At 67.3% G+C, this 20,471-nt stretch carries 10 protein-coding genes and 3 pseudogenes; 10 read left to right on the top strand and 3 right to left on the bottom strand.

Annotation, left to right across the window (positions count from 1 at the left end; all coding sequences use genetic code 11):
• Positions 1-212 precede the first annotated feature (212 nt).
• The 3 genes and pseudogenes from OG819_RS46635 to OG819_RS46625 form a co-directional block, all read left to right on the top strand.
• Complete coding sequence (locus tag OG819_RS46635) at positions 213-884, top strand: IS5 family transposase (protein WP_266655799.1); 672 nt, start codon at positions 213-215, stop codon at positions 882-884.
• A gap of 199 nt (positions 885-1,083) precedes the next feature.
• Positions 1,084-2,274, top strand: a complete 1,191-nt coding sequence (locus OG819_RS46630) for an IS110 family transposase (RefSeq protein ID WP_266637146.1) — start codon at positions 1,084-1,086, stop codon at positions 2,272-2,274.
• A 4-nt stretch (positions 2,275-2,278) separates the two neighbouring features.
• Positions 2,279-2,446: pseudogene (locus OG819_RS46625) on the top strand (transposase); the annotation flags it as partial.
• Here the strand turns inward: OG819_RS46625 and OG819_RS46620 are convergent.
• Complete coding sequence (locus tag OG819_RS46620) at positions 2,403-2,939, bottom strand: hypothetical protein (RefSeq protein ID WP_266637144.1); 537 nt, start codon at positions 2,937-2,939, stop codon at positions 2,403-2,405. The pseudogene OG819_RS46625 and the gene OG819_RS46620 sit on opposite strands and share 44 nt — an antisense overlap.
• Positions 2,940-3,319: 380 nt before the next feature.
• Here OG819_RS46620 and OG819_RS46615 point away from each other — a divergent pair, with 380 nt between their 5' ends.
• The 4 genes and pseudogenes from OG819_RS46615 to OG819_RS59260 form a co-directional block, all read left to right on the top strand.
• Positions 3,320-6,865, top strand: a complete 3,546-nt coding sequence (locus tag OG819_RS46615) for a LamG-like jellyroll fold domain-containing protein (RefSeq protein WP_266656501.1) — start codon at positions 3,320-3,322, stop codon at positions 6,863-6,865.
• 261 nt (positions 6,866-7,126) lie between these two features.
• A complete protein-coding gene (locus OG819_RS46610) occupies positions 7,127-13,450 on the top strand; it encodes an RHS repeat-associated core domain-containing protein (protein WP_266655797.1) in 6,324 nt (2,107 codons plus the stop codon).
• Between the two features lie 810 nt (positions 13,451-14,260).
• A complete protein-coding gene (locus tag OG819_RS46605) occupies positions 14,261-14,872 on the top strand; it encodes a hypothetical protein (RefSeq protein ID WP_266637499.1) in 612 nt (203 codons plus the stop codon).
• 352 nt (positions 14,873-15,224) lie between these two features.
• Positions 15,225-15,326, top strand: a pseudogene (locus tag OG819_RS59260) (hypothetical protein); the annotation flags it as partial.
• A gap of 262 nt (positions 15,327-15,588) precedes the next feature.
• On the opposite strand, the gene OG819_RS46600 reads toward OG819_RS59260, so the two are convergent.
• Positions 15,589-16,887 carry an ISAs1 family transposase gene (locus tag OG819_RS46600; protein ID WP_266648190.1) on the bottom strand — a complete coding sequence of 433 codons (1,299 nt, stop codon included), beginning with the start codon at positions 16,885-16,887 and terminating at the stop codon, positions 15,589-15,591.
• Between the two features lie 189 nt (positions 16,888-17,076).
• On the opposite strand from OG819_RS46600, the pseudogene OG819_RS46595 reads away from it, so the two are divergent.
• The 3 genes and pseudogenes from OG819_RS46595 to OG819_RS46585 form a co-directional block, all read left to right on the top strand.
• Positions 17,077-18,315, top strand: a pseudogene (locus OG819_RS46595) (helix-turn-helix domain-containing protein); the annotation flags it as partial.
• A gap of 138 nt (positions 18,316-18,453) precedes the next feature.
• Positions 18,454-18,831, top strand: a complete 378-nt coding sequence (locus OG819_RS46590; RefSeq protein WP_266637491.1) for a DUF4158 domain-containing protein — start codon at positions 18,454-18,456, stop codon at positions 18,829-18,831.
• 85 nt (positions 18,832-18,916) lie between these two features.
• A complete protein-coding gene (locus OG819_RS46585; protein ID WP_266655795.1) occupies positions 18,917-19,483 on the top strand; it encodes a hypothetical protein in 567 nt (188 codons plus the stop codon).
• Here OG819_RS46585 and OG819_RS46580 read toward each other — a convergent pair.
• Positions 19,401-20,231 carry an IS5 family transposase gene (locus OG819_RS46580; protein WP_266655793.1) on the bottom strand — a complete coding sequence of 277 codons (831 nt, stop codon included), beginning with the start codon at positions 20,229-20,231 and terminating at the stop codon, positions 19,401-19,403. The genes OG819_RS46585 and OG819_RS46580 overlap by 83 nt on opposite strands.
• Between the last annotated feature and the right edge of the window lie 240 nt (positions 20,232-20,471).

The raw sequence follows: 20,471 nt of genomic DNA, 5'->3' as shown, positions 1-20,471 counted from the left end.
GGGTGGTTGCCGCCGGCTGCGGGCATGAAAGCAGGGCCTCTTGGTAGCTCGGGGTTGCGAAGCCAACCGAGATCCAGGAGACCCTGTTGTCGCAGTTGTACGTGCTGGAGCCGGTGGAGTTCAACTCGGCTGCACCGTCGTGTGATTGTGTCGCTCACCGGTTCGGAAACGCGGCCGATCACCCGGAACGTGTTCGGCGGTATCCCTCGGACATGACGGACGCGGAGTGGGCCGTGATCCAGCCGCTGCTGCCGGTGCCGGGCTGGATGCGGGGCCGGGGAGGGCAGCCGGAGGTGTACTGCCACCGGGCGATACTCGATGCGATCCGCTACCTCGTCGACAATGGCATCAAGTGGCGGGCTATGCCGGTGGACTTCCCGCCATGGGACCGGGTCTACGCGTTTTTCCGCCGCTGGCGCGATCACACCCTGGTCAGGGAGTTCCACGACCGGCTCCGGTCGAAGGTCCGCGAGAAGCTGGGCCGCGATGCGGAGCCGAGTGCGGGTGTGATCGACTCGCAGTCGGTCAAGGCGGACGCCGTCGTCGGTACGGACAGCCGTGGCTTCGACGGCGGGAAGCTGGTCAACGGGCGCAAGCGGCATGTCGTGGTCGACACGCTCGGCCTGCTACTGGGTGTGATGGTCACCGCCGCGGACACCGGTGATCGCGCCGCCGCGCAGGTCCTGCTGCGGCAAGTCGCCGACGCACAGCACCAGTTGGAGCTGGTCTGGGCTGATGGCGGCTACACCGGCCCCCTCGTCGAGTACTGCCTGGTCACGTTCGCGCTGGTCCTCGCGATCGTCAAGCGCAGCGACGACATGCGCGGCTTCGTGGTCCTGCCCAAGCGGTCCTACCTTGTTCGTGGGTTGGACGGGCCGTCGTAAGGTCCAGAGACCCAGAGACACCGGGTATGGCTTCCAAGCGGTTGCCCTCGATGGTTCTATCCACCTGGCCACCCGGTGTCTCACGACGACTCGGCCGCTGATTAGGAGCTGCGAACGCCTTCGAGCGGATCGCTGAGTAGGACCACGCCGGCGAGGTCGTCCGGGAGAACAGAGCGTCATCGAACGACCGGAGGAACAGGTGGCCCAGATCTGGGCGGGTACAGACATCGGCAAGACCCATCACCACTGCGTGGTCCTCAACGCGGAGGGCGCACGGTTGCTGTCGCGACGGGTCTTGAACGACGAGCCGGAGCTGCTGGCCCTGCTCGCCGATGTGCTGGCCCTCGACGAGGACGTGGTCTGGGCGGTCGACGTCGCCGACGGCATGGCCGCACTGTGGATCAGCCTCTTGCTCAACCACGGCCAGCACCTCGTCTATATACCCGGCCTGGCGGTTAACCGGGCTTCGGCCGGCTACCGGGGCATAGGCAAGACCGACGCGAAGGACGCCACCGTCATCGCCGACCAGGCCCGGATGCGCCGAGACCTGACCGTCCTGAAACCGGACGACGAGCACGCCATCGAACTGCGGATCCTCACCAGCCGTCGGGCCGACCTGAACGCCGACCGCACCCGCCGGATCAACCGCCTGCGCGGCCAACTCACCAGCATCTTCCCGGCCTTGGAGCGAGTCCTCGACCTGGGCAACGCCGGGCCGCTGATTCTGCTGACCGGCTATCAGACGCCGGCCGCTCTGCGTCGAACCGGCCGCAGGCGCCTGGAGACCTGGCTGCGGAACCGTAACACCCGCAGTCCCGAAGCCCTGGCCGAGGTCGCCCTGGAAGCGGCTGAGCGCCAGCACACCGCCGTCCCCGGGGAGAAGATCACGGCGCAGGTGATCCATACCCTGGCCAAGGAGGTGATGAGCCTCAACGAGCAGATCACCGAGATCGACAAGCTCATTGCGGCCCGGTTTCGCGACCACGAACTCGCCGAAGTAATCTCCAGCATGCCCGGCATCGGCCCACTGTTGGGCGCAGAATTCCTCGCCGCCACCGCCGGCGACATGAGCCGCTACGGCACCGCTGACCGCCTCGCCAGCCTTGCCGGAGTCGCTCCGGTCCCCCGAGACTCGGGCAACATCAGTGGCAACCTGCACAGGCCCAGGCGCTATCACCGCGGGCTGCAACGCGTCTTCTACACCTCCGCGCTGATCAGCATCCGCAGCTGCGACCAGTCGCGTCGTTTCTACGAACGCAAGCGCGCCGAAGGCAAGCGGCACATCCAGGCCGTCCTAGCCCTGGCCCGACGACGCGTGAACGTCCTGTGGGCTCTCATCCGTGACGGACAGTGCTACCAAAGCAACCTCCCCGTCACTGCTGCGGCTTGACAACATCATTAGGAGGTGGATCGTCGAGCGCCTCTTCGCCCACCTGATGCGCACCCGCCGCCTGGCCCGCGACTACGAACGCCGCACCACCAGCGCCGAAGCGATGATCTACTGGTCGATGACCCTGCTTATGACGCGCCGCCTTGCCCGGCCAGGCCCTGGGCCAGGGTGAACCGGCCCGGCTGCCGCTCGGCCAGCCAGCCCCGCGCGACCAGGCGTTTCGCCTTCGACCGCAGCGCCTCCACCTTCGCCGGCACTGCGTCCAGGCCGAACGCCACGGCCATCTCCTGGCAGGTCAGCGGCCCTTGACGGAGCCGATGCCGGTCCGCGAGGGCCTGAAGGATGCGCTGATAGTCCACCGACAGTACCGACCAGGCCAGCCCCTCACGCCACACCGGCACCTGCGACTTCGCCTTCGCCGCCTGGCCGGGCACCGAGCGCGCGTCCGCGTCCCGTGGGCCAGAGGCGGCCTCCTCATCGGCGATGCTGCCGCCGTTCGGATCCAGGACCGTGCCCACTCGCCTGCGGGCGATCACCCACTCCTGCCATTCCTGCTCAGCCGCGGCCAGTTCGGCCTGGATGCGATCGGCTTCCTCACGCAATCCGTCGACCCGACGGCGAGCAGCGAGCTCATGCTCTTCCAGCAGTCCGACGACCGACGGCATCCACAACCTCCCGGGGAGCGACGACACAACACACCACCACTCCCACCGAATCACCGGCCCTATGCCTGAGCAGCGCAAACACCGGCCTCAGATTCGGAACGACAACAGCCACTAAATGATCAGTCAACACATGATCCTCACAGTTTCTTGTAAGGAAGAGTTAAGGGAACGGGTGGGGTGTGTTTTCACAAAAGAGGCGGCAGGGCTGGCGTGAGGTGGTGCGCAGTGGGGTGATAGCCGTCACGCTCCTGGGAGGTGTGGTTCCGGTGATCGGGGCCGGGGCGGCTCCGGCACTCGCTGATGACGGTGCAGCCTCGGTAGCGGCTGACAGGACTCCGGAGTCGGAGGCGGGTACTCGCGCGGCGGAGACCGGTGAGCGGGTGGCCGTGGAGGCGGCGACCACCGAGTCGTCCCAGGTTTTCGCCAATCCGGACGGCACGTTTACGCAGGAGATGAACGCGGCTCCGGTCCGTGCCCGGAAAGACGACGGCACCTGGGCCCCCATCGACACCACCCTCGTGCGCGAGGCTGACGGCTCTGTGCGGGCGAAGAACACGACGCCCGGTCTCACCTTCTCGGGCGGCGGCAGCAAGGACGGACTGGTCACACTGGCGGACGGGAGGCACAAGCTGCAGCTCGGCTGGCCCACCGCGCTTCCCGAGCCCCAACTCGACGGCGACACCGCGACCTACGCCGGTGTGCTCCCGGACGTCGATCTGAAACTGACCGCGCTGAGTTCCGGCTACACGTCGTTGCTCGTGGTCAAGACTGCGGAGGCGGCGAAGAACCCGGCGCTCACGACGATCAGAATGACCGTCTCCGGCGGCGGCCTGGACATCGGCCAGACGGCCGACGGCGGTCTCATCGCGCGCGACGGCGACGGCACTCCGGTCTTCGAGAGCCCGGCAGGGCGGATGTGGGACTCGGCCGGTGACACCCCGGCCACTGGCTCCGCCACGGCCGGCGTCACCACGCAACTCGCCCGCACTACTGCTTCTTCGGCAGAGGCGAAGGGCGAGGCGGAGACAACGGAGCCGGCCCCACTGCCCGCCGCCGCTGGCGAGCCAGGCCCTTCGGAGGGCCCCGGCAGCGGTGACGCGGCGGCCGAGCTTCCGCTCAAGGTCACCGACACCACCCTGGAGATCACGCCCGATCCGGCCCTGCTCCGCGGCGAGGACACCGTCTTCCCGGTCTACATCGATCCGCCGACCAAGGGCGTGACGCTGGGCGACTGGACGGCTCTTGCGTCCAACGGCAGCAAGTACTGGAAGTTCGACGGGGACAAGGGTGTGGGGCGCTGCTCCAACTACGGCGGCTACCTCTGCTCCAACAGCCCCTACACGCAGCGCATGTACTTCGAGTACCCGCTCTCGTCGATCCACGGCAAGAAGGTCCTGGACGCGACGATGGAGGTGTACCAGACATGGACGTTCACCTGCGATGCGCACTGGTACGACCTGAGCCGCGTGGACAAGGGCATCTCATCCAGCACCACCTGGTCGTCCCGCCCCACCGGGGTGGACCTGATGGGCGACCGGAACGTGGCCTACGGACGGGGCAGCCTGTGCAGCCCTTCGCAGCCGGCGAACTGGGTGCGCTTCAGCGACAACCTGGACGAGACGAATGAGAACCTGACGACAACACTCGCGTCCTACGCCGCGAACAAGACGGCGCAGATCACCTTCTCGCTGACCGCGCACGACGAGTCCGACGCGGCCGCCTGGGCGCGGTTCCGCAACGACGCGAAGCTGTCGGTGACCTACATCTCCTACCCGGACAAGCCGACCTCGTACGGCGTCCAGCAGGGCACCACCGGACGGGCCTGCAACACCTCCGCGCTGCCGTTCGCCACCAGCGCCACCAAGCCGAAGATGCTGGCCACGGTGCAGTCGGCGGACGGCTCCAACGCCCAGCTGCGCGCCATGTTCGAGGTGTGGAAGGCCGACGGCTCCAGCCGCGTCTGGTCCGCGGCCTCGCCGGACGCCGCCTGGGTGGCCGACAACGCCGTCCGCGATGCGTCCACCAGCGTGCTGCCGGCGCAGACGGACTACCAGATGCGGGTCAAGACGCAGGCGTATTACAAGACGGACCGGGGCGTCACTGGTGTGCTGGACTCGGCCTGGTCGTCCTGGTGCTACTTCCGGGTCGATACCGATTCGCCGCCGCCTCCGGTGGTGACCAGCGCGGACGGCGTCTACAAGCCGGCCGAGACCAATGAGGCTGCGGGCGGGGTGGGCACGCCGGGCAAGTTCACCTTCACCCCCGCGGACACCAACCCCACCACGCCCGGCATCCAGTCGGACGTCGTCAGCTACAAGTGGAAGCTGAACAGCGGCGCGCTCTCCAACCCGATCCCGGTCCCCAAGGGCACGGCCACCACTCAGACGATCCCGCCGAACCAGGCCGGTGAGAACACCGTCCAGGTCTGGGGCTTTGACGCGGCCGGCCACAGCTCGCTCACCGGCTACTACAGCTTCCTGGTGAAGGGCGCCGAAACGCCCTCGGGGATCTGGCACCTGGACAACGCCCTCACCGACTCCACCACCGCCACCCAGCATCCGCTGACCTCCTCGGGGGCCACCTGGGACACCCTGTCCCGCAGCGGCTCCGGTGCGGCAAAGCTCAACGGCACGAGCGCCTACCTCTCCACCTCCGGCGCGGTCCTGGACACCACCAAGTCCTTCACCGTCTCGGCCTGGGCGCGTCTGACGAAGAAGGACGTCAACTACACCGTCCTGTCCCAGGCGGGCACGAACGCCTCCGGGTTCCAGCTGTACTACTCCACGGCCTACAACGCCTGGATCTTCAACCGCCATCAGACGGATGTCACCGACCCGGCGATCACCCGCTCGATCGGCACCAAGCCCCCCGTCCTGAACGCTTGGACCCACCTGGCGGGCGTCTACGACGCGGCCGGGCAGACCCTCCAGCTCTACGTCAACGGCGTTCCCCAGGGCAACCCGGTCCCCTTCACCACCCCGTGGAAGGCGCCCGGCAACCTTCAAGTCGGACGCCTGTGGCACGCCGCGACCGGCAAGGAGTACTTCTCCGGAACCATCGATGAGGTGAAGGTCTGGTCCCGCGCTCTCGCGGACACCGAGGTCGCCCACGACGCCTGGCTGGAGGACGAGGACCTCAGCGACGGTACGGCCGACGCCCCCGTCCCGGCGATCGTCGCCAAGTGGGACGCCACCGACATGGCCAACGCGACCGGCACCACGGTCAAGGACACCAGCGGCTTCGGCCGGAACCTCACCCTCAACGGGGCCGCGCTCACCCAGTACACCCTCGGTGACCCGGACATCGGCGAAGAGGTCACGACCAAGCAGACGATGACCCTCAACGGCACCAGCGCGTATGCCGGCGCCACTGGTCCGGTCGTCGACGACTCCGGTTCGTTCACCGCGACCGCCTGGGTCACGCTGGACCCCGCCAAGCTCGCCGACACCAGTAAGTCGTACTCGGTGCAAGTCTTGGGCCAGTCGGGGACGAGCCAGTCCTCCTGGGGCGTCTGGTACGAGCAGCCGGCCGGCAGCACCCAGGGACGGTGGACATTCGGCCGTCCCGACAAGGACGGCACCGGGGCGGCCTGGACCGAGAGCGAGTCCGACGCCTTGCCCACGGCCCAGCTGGGCGTGCCGGTCATGCTGACGGTCGTCTATGACGCCCAGGCGGCAGCCGACGCCCTCGACACTTCCAAGCTCGGCGGCCTCAAGCTCTACGTGAACAGTGCCCGGATGGGCGATGAGGACGGCGTGTCGTACCCAGCCCCCTGGCAGGGCGGGGGAGCGTTCGAGATCGGCCGGGCGAAGATCAACGGCGCTGCTGCGCGCTACTTCCCCGGATCGATCGACAGCGTCCGTGTCTGGGCCGGAGCCACTTCCACCGACACGATCGCCAACCGGTACAACGCCGAACAGCAGTAGCAGCGGAACGGGTCAGCGCGGGTTCCCTCACCCGCTCTGACCCGTTCCGCTTGCACCACGGCGCGCGTGTGAGGACGCGCCACCGAGATCCAGCGTTACGGGGTGCCGACGCCGTCACCCGAGCGCTTCCTGCCCATTTCCGAGAACCGGGATAATACCGTGTCTTCATCACCTTTCCGCCCACGCTTGCCAGGGGCGGTCATACGCCGCTGGCTCGGCCGTGGCGCACTGGTCGTCTCTTTAACCCTTCTTCCACAAGTCGTGGTTCCTTCCGGCTACGACTTCACTGCCCAGGCCCAGTCCGCGGCGGCCCGCAAGAAGTTGGAGGACCGGCCTGACGCAAAGATCGACAAGGTGGGCGTGCTCAAGCCAGGCACGTCCAAGGCCCCGAAGGACAAGGCCGCCCCCGCGTCCCGCGAGACACGTGACCGGCTCAAGAAGGCCGCCTGGCCCAAGGCCGGGAAGACCACGCTCAAGGTCGCGGCGACCGGCGAGGCCGCTGTCACCGTCGGCGGGCTCGGCGTGGAGCTGGCCCAGCAGCCCGCCGCCCCGGCACCCAGGACGGCGAAGAAGAAGACGGCGGCGAAGGCCACCGGTCCGGCTGAGAAGGTGGCGCTCAGCGTCCACGCCCAGTCGGCCGCGAAGAAGGCGGGCGTCAACGGCGTCCTGCTCACCGTCGACCCGGCCGGTGCCGCCAAGAAGTCCACCGGCGACACCGACCGGCTCCGCCTTTCTCTGGACTACTCCTCCTTCAACGATGTCTACGGCGGCAACTTCGGCCCCCGGCTGCGCCTGGTGACACTCCCGGCGTGTGCGCTGACCACCCCGGAGAAGAAGTCCTGCCGCACCCAGACCCCGGTGGCGGGCGCGGACAACGACGCGGATTCCCAGACCCTGACCGGCACACTCTCCGCCCGCGCCCTCACCACCGGCACCCCGGTGCTGTTGGCGGCGGCCGCCGCGAGTTCGGGCGGCGGAGGCGACTACGGCGCCACCTCGCTGTCCCCGACCGCGACCTGGGAGGCCGGCGGCAGCACGGGTGACTTCACCTGGAACTACCCGCTGCGCGTTCCCCCCGCGACCGCTGGCCCGTCCCCGAATCTGTCGATCTCCTACAACTCCGCCTCGGTGGACGGCCGCACGGCCGGGGAGAACAGCCAGACCTCCGTGATCGGCGAAGGCTTCTCGATCACTGAGTCCTACATCGAGCGCAAGTACGCCGACTGTAAGGACGACGGCCAGTCCGGCAAGGGCGACCTGTGCTGGAAGTACGCCAACGCCACCCTGGTCCTCAACGGCAAAGCCGTCGAGCTGGTCAACACCTGCACCGACAAGGCGGCCTGCGACACCGCCGCCCTGTCCCAGGCGTCCGGCGGCACCTGGAAGCTGAAGAACGACGACGGCACCCGCGTCGAGCACCTCACCGGCGCCACCGGCAACGGCGATGACAACACCGAGTACTGGAAGGTCACGGACACCTCCGGCACCCAGTACGTCTTCGGCAAGCAACGGCTGCCCGGCTGGAGCGACAAGGGCACCACCGCCACCACCGACGACGACCCGGTCACCAACTCCGTGCGGACCGCCCCGGTCTTCGGCGACGACTCAGGCGAGCCCTGCTACAAGTCCACCGGCTTCGCCGACTCCTCCTGCAACCAGGCCTGGCGCTGGAACCTGGACTACGTCGTGGACACCCACGGCAACGCCTCCACCTACTGGTACACCCCGGAGACGAACTACTACTCCAAGAACGCCGACACCACCGTCAACGGCACCGCCTACACCCGCGGCGGCTACCTCGACCGCATCGACTACGGCCTGCGCAGCGACCTGATCTACTCCAAGCCCGCCGCCCAGCAGGTCAGCTTCACCTACGCCGAGCGCTGCGTCACCTCGGGCGGCTGCTCCAGCCTGACCTCGGCCACCAAGGCCAACTGGCCCGATGTGCCCTTCGACATGATCTGCGCGGCCAGCACCAAGTGCACCACCCAGATCGGCCCGTCCTTCTTCACCCGCAAGCGCCTCACCGACGTCACCACTTCGGTGTGGACCGGCACCGGCACCACCCGCCGGGACGTGGACACCTGGCACCTGGAGCAGGACTTCCCCGACACGGGTGATGCCTCCTCGGCGAGCCTGTGGCTGAAGTCCATCCAGAACACCGGCAAGGCCAACACCACCGCGGCAGCCACACCGGCGGTCGTCTTCGGCGGCATCCAGCTGTCCAACCACGTCGAGGGCAGCGGCCCGGACACCCTGCGCTACATCAAGTGGCGCGTGCGCACCATCAAGTCCGAGACCGGCTCGACCCTCACCGCCAACTACTCCGACCCCGACTGCATCTGGGGCACCAGCATGCCGGCGGACATCGACAAGAACACCCGCCGCTGCTTCCCGGTCAAGTGGTCCCAGTCCGGGGCGACCCCGGTCACCGACTGGTTCCACAAGTACGTGGTCACCTCCGTCTTCCAGGACGACCCCTACGGCCACGGCGACACCGGCGAGACGTACTACGACTACCAGGGCGGCGCCGGCTGGGCCTACTCCGACGACGAGGGCCTGACCAAGACCTCCAACCGCACCTGGTCGCAATGGCGCGGCTACGGCAAGGTCGTGGAGACCGCCGGCGACTCCGAGGGCCCGCGCTCCAAGAAGTCCACTCTCTACATGCGCGGCCTGAACGGCGAGAAGGAACTCGACGGCACCGCCCGGGTGGCGACGGTCACCGACTCCACCGGCACCGCCATCGACGACTCCCGCCAGTACGCCGGCTTCGTCCGCGAGACCATCGCCTACAACGCCACCGACGAGATCAGCGGCACCATCAACACCCCCTGGTCCCACAAGAGCGGAAGCCACGCCTACAGCTGGGGCACCACCGAGTCCTGGATCGTCCAGGCCGGTGAGGCCGCCACTCGCACCAAGACCTCCACCGGCACCCGCACGGTCAAGCAGACGACTACGTACGACACCACGTACGGCATGCCGATCACCGTCGAGGACAGCGGGGATGCCACCAAAACCGATGACGAGACCTGCAAGCGCATGACGTACGTGCGCAACACGACGGACTGGCTGGTGGCCAAGGTCAGCCGTGTCGAGGTCTACTCCGTCTCCTGTGCGACCACGCCAGCGGTTCCCGACAAGGTCGTCTCCGACGTCACCACGGCCTACGACGGCCAGGCGGTCGGCGTGGCGCCCACCAAGGGCGACATCACCGCCACCTACCGTGTCGCCAGCTACAACCCGGTGGACAAGAGCCCCGTCTACCAGCAGGTCTCCGCCTCCACCTACGACAAGCTGGGCAGGGCGCTCACCGAGACCAACGCCCTCAACAATACGGTCAAGACCACCTACGTCCCCGACGACACCGGCTATGGCCCGCTGACAACGAAAACCACTCAGGACCCCCTCCTCTATACCTCTACCACCGAGGTGGACCCGGCCTGGGGCACGGCCACCAAGACCACCGATGCCAACGGCAACATCACCGAGTGGTCCTTCGACGCGCTCGGCCGCCTGCGGTCGGTCTGGAAGCCGAACCGCTCCCACACGCTCGGCGACGCCGCCAGCATCGTCTACGCCTACAGCATCAACAACGACAAGGAGACCTGGGTCCGCACCGACGCCCTCAAGGCCGACGGCAAGACCTACAACAGCTCCTACGAGATCTTTGACGGCCTGCTGCGGTCCCGCCAGAAGCAGGTCCCCGCGCCGAACGGCGGCAGGGTGATCTCCGAGACCCTCTACGACGACCGCGGCCTGCCCTACATCTCCAACGCGCAGGTGCACGACAACAACGCGCCCTCGGGCACCCTGGCCAACACCTTCCCCGGTTCCGTCCCCGCCTCCACCGAAACGGTCTACGACGGCGCCGGCCGGGCCACGGACTCGATCTTCCGGGTCTACGACCAGGAGAAGTGGCGCACCAAGACCGACTACCAGGGCGACCGCACCGCCGTCACCGCCGCCGCGGGCGGCACCGGCACCCTCAGCATCGCCGACGCCCGCGGCAGGCTCATAGAGCGCCGTGAGTACGGCGGCCCCGTCCCGACCGGCAGCGACTACACCCGCACTCTCTACGAGCAAGACCCTGCCGGCCGGCTGACGAAGATGACGGGCCCGGACAACGCCGTCTGGTCGTACGGCTACGACCTGCGCGGCCGCAAGACCACCTCCACCGACCCCGACAAGGGCACCGTCACCACCACCTACAACGACGCCGACCAGCCGCTGACCACCACCACGACCCTCAACCAGGTCACCCGCACACTGATCACCGACTACGACGCGCTCGGCCGCACGATCGGCACCTGGGACGGCACGAAGGACAACGCCCACCAGCTGACCAAGTACACCTACGACTCCCTCGCCAAGGGGCAGCCGACCGCGGCCATCCGCTACGTCGGCGGCACCACCGGCAAGATCTACTCCCAGGTCGCCACCGGCTACGACAGCCTCGGCCGCCCCAAGGGCACCAAGACCGTCATCGCCGCCAGCGACCCCCTGGTCGCCGACGGCGGCGCGCCGCAGACCTTCACCACCTCCACCGTCTACAACATCGACGGGACCGTCCAGTCCACGTCGATGCCCGCGGTGGCCGGCCTGCCCGCCGAGACCGTCGCCAACAGCTACAACGACCTCGGCATGCTCACCGGCACCAACGGCATGACCGGATACGTCCAGAACATCGGCTACTCCCCGTACGGCGAGATCGAGGAGACCCGTCTGGGCACCTCCACCGGTGCCAAGCAACTCCAGATCCTCAACCGCTACGAGGACGGCACCCGCCGCCTGGCCAACACCCACACCGTCGACCAGACCAACACCGGCTACACCAACGACGTCGACTACGCCTACGACACCACCGGCAACGTCAAGTCGGTCACGGACAACGCGGCCGGCAAGGACACCCAGTGCTTCGCCTACGACGGCTACCGCCGCCTGACCGAAGCCTGGACCCCGACCTCCAACGACTGCGCCACCACACGCTCGGCGTCCGCGCTCGGCGGACCGGCCCCGTACTGGACCAGCTGGACCTACAAGCCCGGCGGCCTGCGCGACACCCAGATCGAGCACAAGACCACGGGTAACACGACCACCGCCTACGGCTACCCCACTGTGAACGCCAACGGCGCCGGCCAGCCCCACACCATGACCTCGCTCACGGTCAACGGCGGCACGGCGAAGTCGTACACCTACGACGAACAGGGCAACACCACCCAGCGCTACGACCCCACCGGCACCGCACAGAGCCTCACCTGGGACATCGAAGGAGAACTCACCCGCCTCACCGAAGACACCAAGACCACCGACTACCTCTACGACGCAGGCGGCGACCTCCTGATCCGCCGCGGCCCCGACCAGACCGTCCTCTACCTGGCCGGCCAGGAACTCCACTACGACACCGCCGCCAAGAAGTTCAGCGCCCAGCGCTACTACGCGGCCGGCGGCGCCACCGCCGTCCGCACCGAGACCGGCCTGAACTGGATGGTCGACGACCACCACGGCACCGCCTCGATGACGGTGGACCCCACCACCCAGGCCATCACCCGCCGCTATACCAAGCCCTTCGGGGAAACCCGCGTTGCGGCGCCGTCGGCCTGGCCCGACGACAAGGGCTTCCTCGGCAAACCCGCCGACGCCGATACCGGCCTCACCCACGTGGGCGCCCGCGAGTACGACCCGGCAACCGGACGCTTCCTCTCCGTCGACCCCGTCCTCGCCCCCGGCGACCACGAATCCCTCAACGGCTACGCCTACGCCAACAACACCCCCGTCACCCTCGCCGACCCCACCGGCCTCCGCCCCGACGGCATGTGTGGTGGTGCCTCGAGCTCCTGCAACGGTGGTACCGAGACCTGGACCAAGAGCAGGGACGGCTGGGACTGGAGCTACACCAAGACCTACACGAGCAAGGGCACAGTGGGGGGCACAGCGGGAACTTTCACCGCGGTAGTCACCCAGACCCAGAACAGCACAACGGCCAAGGTCACCTTCAAAAAGGGCCCAGATCCCATCCCCGCGAAGAAGAGCGGGAACCACGGGTGGGGCTGGCTGTCAAAGGTCAAAGACTACGGCTCCGCCATCTTGTCCCACCCCGAGATCGGGTGGGGCGCCTTGGAAACCGTAGTCAGCGTCGTGCTCACAAACGCCGGCGCAGACGGTGTCATTGGCGGTGTGGGTCTCTGCCTCACCGGTGTCGGCTGCATCGCCGGCGCGTTCGCAATCGCGGGCGGCCTGTCCGTTGCCAGCGCCGGCGCCACCGGCGCGAAGGACGGCATCGGACGCATCAACGACGGACTGGGCAAGGCGCTCAGAGAGGAGAAGGCTGGCGACATCGGTAAATATACCGATGGGCAGAAGACCCGGGATCCGGCGTCGCAATGGTATCACGAGGAACTAAGTAATGAGGAACTCCTGGACGGAATCAATAAATCTGGGGAAGGAGACGGAATTCTCGTCTCACGTGAAGGAACTATTCTGGGAGGTCACCACCGCAAGGACGAACTTGTGGCGAGGATCAAGGACGGGCGTATCGACCCAGATACACCAATCCGCATTGACGTCTATGATGGGGAGTAGTGCCTGATGCCGCTAATCCACTCGACCGACCCTGACTTCCGCGTTTGTCAGATCAGCTTCGAGACGCTACTTGCGATCCAATTGGAGGCGGAGGGGCGAGGCTGGGCAACTCGGTGGTCCTCGGCGAACGCACTCCGCAGCCAGGTCAAGGAAGGAAGCGTCGTCCTTCAGTCACTGATGCGTGAAGAGAGAGGGGGGATTATTCGGGCCTACCGATGTCTTCTCCTGTTCTCGACTGCGGATGATGGATCGGCTGGCGGAGTTGCCACGATCGATCTTGATCCGGCAAGGTTTGAATCGCTGGAGCGACTCGATCGAGACCCAGATGTCCGAAAGGCGCTGGCCGGAATGTTCACCCTTGCGGCAGGTGGGATTTCAATGGTCTCGAAGAAATAGCTGTCTCTCCTGGTATGTGGTCCAATTTGCGGGAGCGGCGATTGGGATGCATGCATCGATGGGATCAGTAATCGGAGCCCGATGAACGAAGAAGGGCCTGCCGGAGAATTTCCGGCAGGCCCTCTTGGGTTGGAGATTTGGGCCTGTACGAGATCACCTTCAAAAAGGGCCCAGAACCCGTCCCTGTACGGACGCAGGTCCCGTGGAATTTGGAGAGAATCTTGAGGACAATGGGTGGGCCCGTACTGAAAAAGGACCGAACATCATGTACGAGAAGGATGGGGCAAGGTATTTCCTTCGAGGGAAGGCCAACAGTCACGAAGGGTGGACGGCCGACTACTACAATGCAGGGTCCAAGAAGGCCGACATCAAGATCAGACTGGGTGAGGACTAATGGCAGAGGCGGGTTCGAACGTGATCGATCGCAACGGCTACCTGGATGTTCGCTCCCGTAGCGCAGCCACCTTCGAACTTGATGCCAGGTTGCCTGACCAGGTTTTCAAAGAAAATATGGAGGACTCACTGTTCTGTGAGTTCGATGCGGTCCTCACCCCGGAATTCTGGCCGGCGCTCTGCGCGATGGCGCGATGGCATGGCGACCGACACGTCGAACTGCTGGTTCTTGAGCCAGATTGCGACTCGTTCTACCTTCCGGAGTATCGGATTTACCCGGCGATGTCGCTATCCATCGAGGCCGACGCGGACGACTACTGGGCGGCGATCAGTCACGAGCCAGATGGAGATATCATGGGGTCGATTGCAATCTCTTCGAACGTCATCGCTGTGACCGGACCTTCCGGAAAATGGGGGTTCTGGGGTGAAAGGGATCCCGAGGTTGCAATTTTCCGAGGTTTTCCGAACGTAGCCGCACGGAATGAATGGCGCGCGCAGTTCGGGCTCTTCCTGGAGGTGTATGGCGCACTGGAGTCGTATCTCCCGCTGGCCTTCGCGGGCCGGACCGTCCCGGACGAGTACGCCGCAACCCTGACCGCCAACTATGGACCTCCGAGCGGTAGAAGGCCGTAACGTCACGGAGAGTCCGGCCGGAGTTGTCGGCATCATGGGGTCAAAAATCCTTGTCGAGTTTCACGGTTCGGCCCAGGTGCTGAGTCCGCGATGGTTTGCTTGTGCAAGGCTGAGGCCCTGTCGGGTTGCACCCTGACGCTGTCGGTAAATCAGGGGCCTGCGTGATGATGGCCTGTACGACCCCGCTGGGGTTGTGCAGGCCATCGTTGTGCTTCTGGGGTGGGTTCGTGTCGTTGCGTGGGGTGGAACTGGCGGTGAAGCTTCCCCTTGATCGTGGACACCTGGAGACTGGGATCTGAGGTTCCAGAGGAAGCAGTGTCAGGTGTGAAGCAAGTACACGAATCGGTACTCGGACGAGTACAAGCGGGACGCGATCGAGTTCGTGCGATCGTCGGACCGAACGGTCACCGAAGTCGCCCGGGAGCTCGGGGTCGTTCCACTCATTGGAGATTAGTCAAATTCGGTGAGCGCCGGGGCCTCCCGCAGGAGGCCCCGGCCTGCGGAAAGAAAGACGAGTGTAGTGTGATTAGGATTGGCGTACTCGGGAAGATCGTGGAAGGTGATGAGGCTGGCAGGTTCGTCTTCATCAAGGAACTGCCGGATGATCCGCCGAGCTATCTAGTTCTCACGGCTGCTGATGAAAACCTCAAAATCTCTGGTGGGGACGAGTCACGGCCCCGGCGTAGTTGTGTGATGTCCGGTTCCGTGCCGGTTGATCAGATGCCGTAGACGGCGAAGGCGTCCTTGTGGCGGAGGAGGTCGCGGCGGGCGTGGGCGATGTTGGCGCGTCCGGCGAGGCGGATGGTGCTGATCGCCAGGTTGCGGAAGCTGGCCAGGGCTCGGGGTGCTGTACCGGTCCTGACCTGGGAGTTGTCTTCCCGGAAGGTGACGTCTCGCACCCAGTGGATCTTGTTCTCCACGGTCCAGTGGGACCTCTCGTAATGGTTGAGGTGGGCGGGGCCGGCGACGTCGGGCGGCAGGCTGGTGACGCCGAAGACGATCTCTTTGCTGGTCCATTCGCCGTCGAGGTTGCCGGTGTCGCGGCGGAGGCGGAAGACCTGGGATGCGCCGGGGAACAGGGTGTGGCCGGCGGGTGCGGTGCGCAGGGTGCGGCGTTCGGTGCGGCCGTGCCCGCGGTCGGTCTCGGTCGCGGTGGTCTCGGTGAAGTCGGTGTCCGTGCCGGTCAGCAGTATCTGGGCGGCGGCGTGCGCGAGGGGCTGGTTGCCCTTGAGGATCAGGACGTAGTGGCTGCCGAGGGGGCCGGTGATCAGGCGGGCGGTCTTCTTCGTGGTGTGCAGCGCGTCCAGGGTGAACACCCTTCCGTCCAGGCCGAGTCGGGTGAGCAGGGCCCGGGCTGCCTCGCCCTCGCCGCGCTTGTCGGGGACCTGGCTCTGGCCCAGGACCGCGCCGTTGGCGTGGTCGATCGCGCCGACCAGGAAGACCCGCCCGCTCTCGGTGCGGGCGCCGGTCAGGGCCTTGCCGTCCAGGGCCGCGGCGGGCAGCAGCCCCTCTGGCGCCGGGTGCTCGGCTGCGCGCTGGGCGGTGCGGCGCTGTTCGCGTTCCGCTGGTCCCGGGGTGGCGGGGATCTCCGGCGCCGGCACGGTGCCGCGGGCGAGGTCCGCGACGTGTCCGCAGGTTGCCGTGTCCAGGGCGTCGGTGTCCAGATGGGTGAGCACGCGCCGGAAGGTGCGCTCGCTGGGTACGAGGTAACGGCCGGTCAGCGGGTTGTACCGAGCGCCGATACTGGCCAGGTTCGTCTGCGGGGCACGGGCCGCCCACTGCCAGATCGCGGCGATCGAGTCGCCGCCGACCACCAGCGTCGCGCACGCGGTCAGTGTCAGGATCACCACCAGGGCGTGGCGTCGGCCACGTTTCGCGCGCAGGTCCGGGACCTGCCGCAACCTGCTGACCAGTTCGGACTCCACTGTCGTCGGGTCGGTGGCGAGCTCGGCCTCCCCCCGGGCGAGGTCCGCGAGTTGGCCAACGGCAGGGGGGATCGGCGAAGATGCGGGCACGAGCGCGACTCCTGTGACGATCTTTTGGCGTAGAGACCTGAAAGATCATCAGAAGTCGCGCTCGTCCTGCAACCAGCCACATCAAACCGGGGCAGAACAACTCAAGGGAGAACTACGCCGGGGCCGTGGGGGACGAGTGGGTTGAGGACTACCCCTCGCTGATCGATTTCTTCAAAGAAGGGGAGTGGGTTGTCGAATGGCGGTGATTTAGAAGCCGCATTCGTTTCGACGGAGAAGGTTGCCCAGGACGACCGGCCACCGCCTGCTGAGCGCAAGCGACTGCGTGAGGCAGCGGGGCTGACCCAGACCCAGATCGCGAAGGCCCTGGAAACCCGCCGGAAGGCTGTGGGGAACTGGGAAACTGGGCGGACCGAACCGCGGCCGCCGCAGCGCGCCGCCTACGCTCGGCTGCTCGAAAACCTTGCCGCCCGCTTCCCCGCTCCGGACACGGAGGCAGCCCCGGGGGCCGCGGTGCCAACAACGCCCGTCCAGGACACGGCCGTTCCCCCGACGTTCGCGAGCGCTCCCGCCCTGGTGCCGGAAGCGCGGGCCGTATCCACAGGTCCGGCGCCCGAGGCTGCGGTCATGACGACCAAACAGAACACCCCGTCCCGCCCCGCCACTGCTCCGGCCGTCGCGTCGCGCCCGGCGCCCGCCGCCAGGCCGACGTCGCAACGCCCGGCCGCGCGGAAGGCGGCCCCGGCGAACACCCCGGCCGACGCCGACCCGCATTTCGTCAACGGTCCGCTCGCGGTCGTCGATGTCGACGGGCAGGTTCTCGCGTACTGCGTCGGCGGCCTGGTCCTGGACGTGCCCGCCAAGTCCATCCCGGCCCTGGTCGACTGGACGCTGAAGGAGGCCCTGCTCGGGCAGCCGAAGCTGTCCGGGCCGGGCAAGGACGCCGACCCGCTGATCGTGCTCACCCAGTCCGCGCTGGAGTGCTACGGCCTGCCGGTCGCTCTCTCCGAGGATGAGCGGCTCGCCGGGCGGATCCCGGAGGGGCACAAGGTCATCAAGCAGCTGGTGCGCGCGGAGTGGAAGCTGACGAAGCGCGGGTTCGGGCCGTGGGCGCGGATCTACCGCCCGGCGCAGGGCGCGGAGCGCAACTGCGTGCAGCTGTGCATCCCGTCGTGGAACGCGCTCGACACCCGCCACTGGGATGGGGCCGGGCAGTTGGCGCCGACGGACCTCGCCCGGCTCCTGGGTGTGTATGCGTCCCGGGTGATGACGCCGCGTGGTTCCACCGCCGTCACGGGCCTGGAGCTGATGACCGCCTTCCACCCGCCGACCCGCGCCTCCGAGCCCGACGAGACGGGGAAGCGGCACTCCGAGCACAACCCCGGCAGCCTGGGCAAGGACGCGGTGGACTGCGCGCCGTGCGAGGCGCCGGACGGGCACCCGCTGCTCAAGGATCTTCCGCGCTTCCACACGCGGACCCGGCCCTGTTCTCGTATAGCTACGGCGAACGGACATGTAGCGCCGTGTGACTGCTGTGGTCGTCGTTTCCCCTCGTCGGGCGCCTCGTTGAGCTGAACGAGTGATCTCGGGCGGGGTGGAGGAGTGCGGGTGCGGCAGGACTGGGAGCCGGAGGACCTGATCGAGGTCTGGACGCTGCTCGAAGACGACATGAGGCGGGTGCGGAACAAGTCCGGGGCGACCCGGCTCGGGTTCGCGTTGTTGCTGAAGTTCTTCGAGGTGGAGGCCCGGTTCCCGGAGTCGGCCAAGGAGGTGCCGGCCGCCGCGGTGGCGTACGTCGCCCAGCAGGTCAAGGTGCCTGCGGAGGCGTGGGCGGACTACGACTGGCAGAGCAAGGCGATCCAGCGGCATCGGGGCGAGATCCGGGCGGCGTACGGGTTCCGGGCGAACACCGAGGAGGGCCAGGACCGGTTGGCCGGGTGGCTGGTGACTGAGTGCGTTGTGGCAAAGGGCGTCCCTGTTCGATGAGCAGGGGCTTCTTCGTGTGCGGGGCATGATCGCGGCGGGGTAGGGGCAGGCAGCGGGCGGCTTGTTGTTGATCGAGGAGGGTGCGATGCCGTCGGTGCTGGGGTTGATGGAACGGCGTGAGGCGCGGGCGAGGCAGGATCTGGAGTCCTGGACGGAGGTCCTGGAGCAGGCTCAGGCGGAGGTGGATGCCGCGCGGGAGCGAGTCGAGCGGGCCCGGGTGGGGCGTGAGGAACTCGTGTCGGTGCTGGCTGAGGAGAGCCCGGTGAATACGCCGGTTTCCGTGCCGTCTGGTGGTGAGATGGCTGCCGCCGTGGGATCGGGCGGCTTGGGCGCGGGGCATGGTGAGCGGCCGCCGGTGTGGCGGTCGGGCATGGGCGAGGAGGTGCTCAGCGGTCTCTATCGGGAGGTGTTCGCCGCGGTGGTGGCCGCTCCGGGGCCGGTGAACGGGGTGGAGCTGACGCGGGCGGTGGGCCGGGAAGCGGAGATCAAGAACGAGGTGGAGAAGATCCGGCACCGTGCCTGTGCGCTGGAGAAGCGGGGCTGGCTGGTGCGGGCGAAGGACGGGCGGTTCATGCCCGCGCCTGGAGCAGTCGGCCGGGGCGTTTCTCCGGCCAGCGCGGAGCGTCTGCGGCCAGGCGCCGGGACAGTCTGATCACGGCGGCCCACCACACCATCTGGGCGTGGTGGTCGGGGCGGCGTTCGTGGTCGCGGTTGAGGCGGCGTGAGCGGGAGAGCCAGCTCAGCGTTCGTTCCACGACCCATCTGCGGGCCAGTACGACAAATCCGGGTTGTCCGTCGGATCGGCGCACGACCTCGGTCCGGACTCCGTGGCGGGCGAACGCCTTCGCCAGCGCCGGACCCTGGTAGGCGCTGTCGACCCACACCAGTTTCAGCAGCCGGCCCGGCTGGTCCATGAACGTCTCCAGCAGTGCGGGGGCGGCCTTGGAGTCGTGCACATCGGCCGTGGTCACGGTGACCTCCAGGAGCAGGCCCTCGGTGTCGGTCAGAATGTGGCGCTTGCGCCCGTCGCGTGACTTGCCGCCGTCGTATCCGCGACTGTCCTCGCCGACGGTCTCGGAGGCGTCCACCGACTGGCTGTCGATGACTCCCGCACTGGGCCCGGCATTGCGGCCTGAGCGTCCCCTCGCCGTGTGGCGCAGGCGTTCGTGCAGTTCACGCACGTAGTCGCAGGTCCGCCAGCGGCGGAAGAAGTCGTAGACCGCCCGCCAGTACGGGAAGTCGACCGGCATGGCCATCCACTTCACGCCGTTGTCGACGAGGTAGCGCACAGCGTCGAGCATCTCGCGGTGGCAATACGCCTCCGGACGCCCGCCCCGCTTGAGGAGCCAGGCCGGCACCGGCATCGCCGAGCGGACCTCGGCCCACTCCGCATCCGTCATGTCACTCGGATAGCACCGCGCCCGCCGTCCCGGAGCGACCGAACCGAACCGGTGCACGTAGCAGTCACACCCAGGGGTGACCGCGGTGGACGCAGGCACAGAGATACTGCTCAACTGATCAGGCAACGGGCTTCCTTGGTCGTGCTGGTGTCGTAACCGCGTCACTACCAAGGGGCCCGTTCTCTCATGCCCACGGCCGCACCCGAACCTCTGTCCAGATGATCACCCGCGCCGCACACC

It is taken from the genome of Streptomyces sp. NBC_01549, from assembly GCF_026339955.1.
GTDB lineage: Bacteria > Actinomycetota > Actinomycetes > Streptomycetales > Streptomycetaceae > Streptomyces.
Note: the sequence above shows the minus strand (reverse complement) of the source record. Positions and strands in the feature narration are given on the sequence as shown.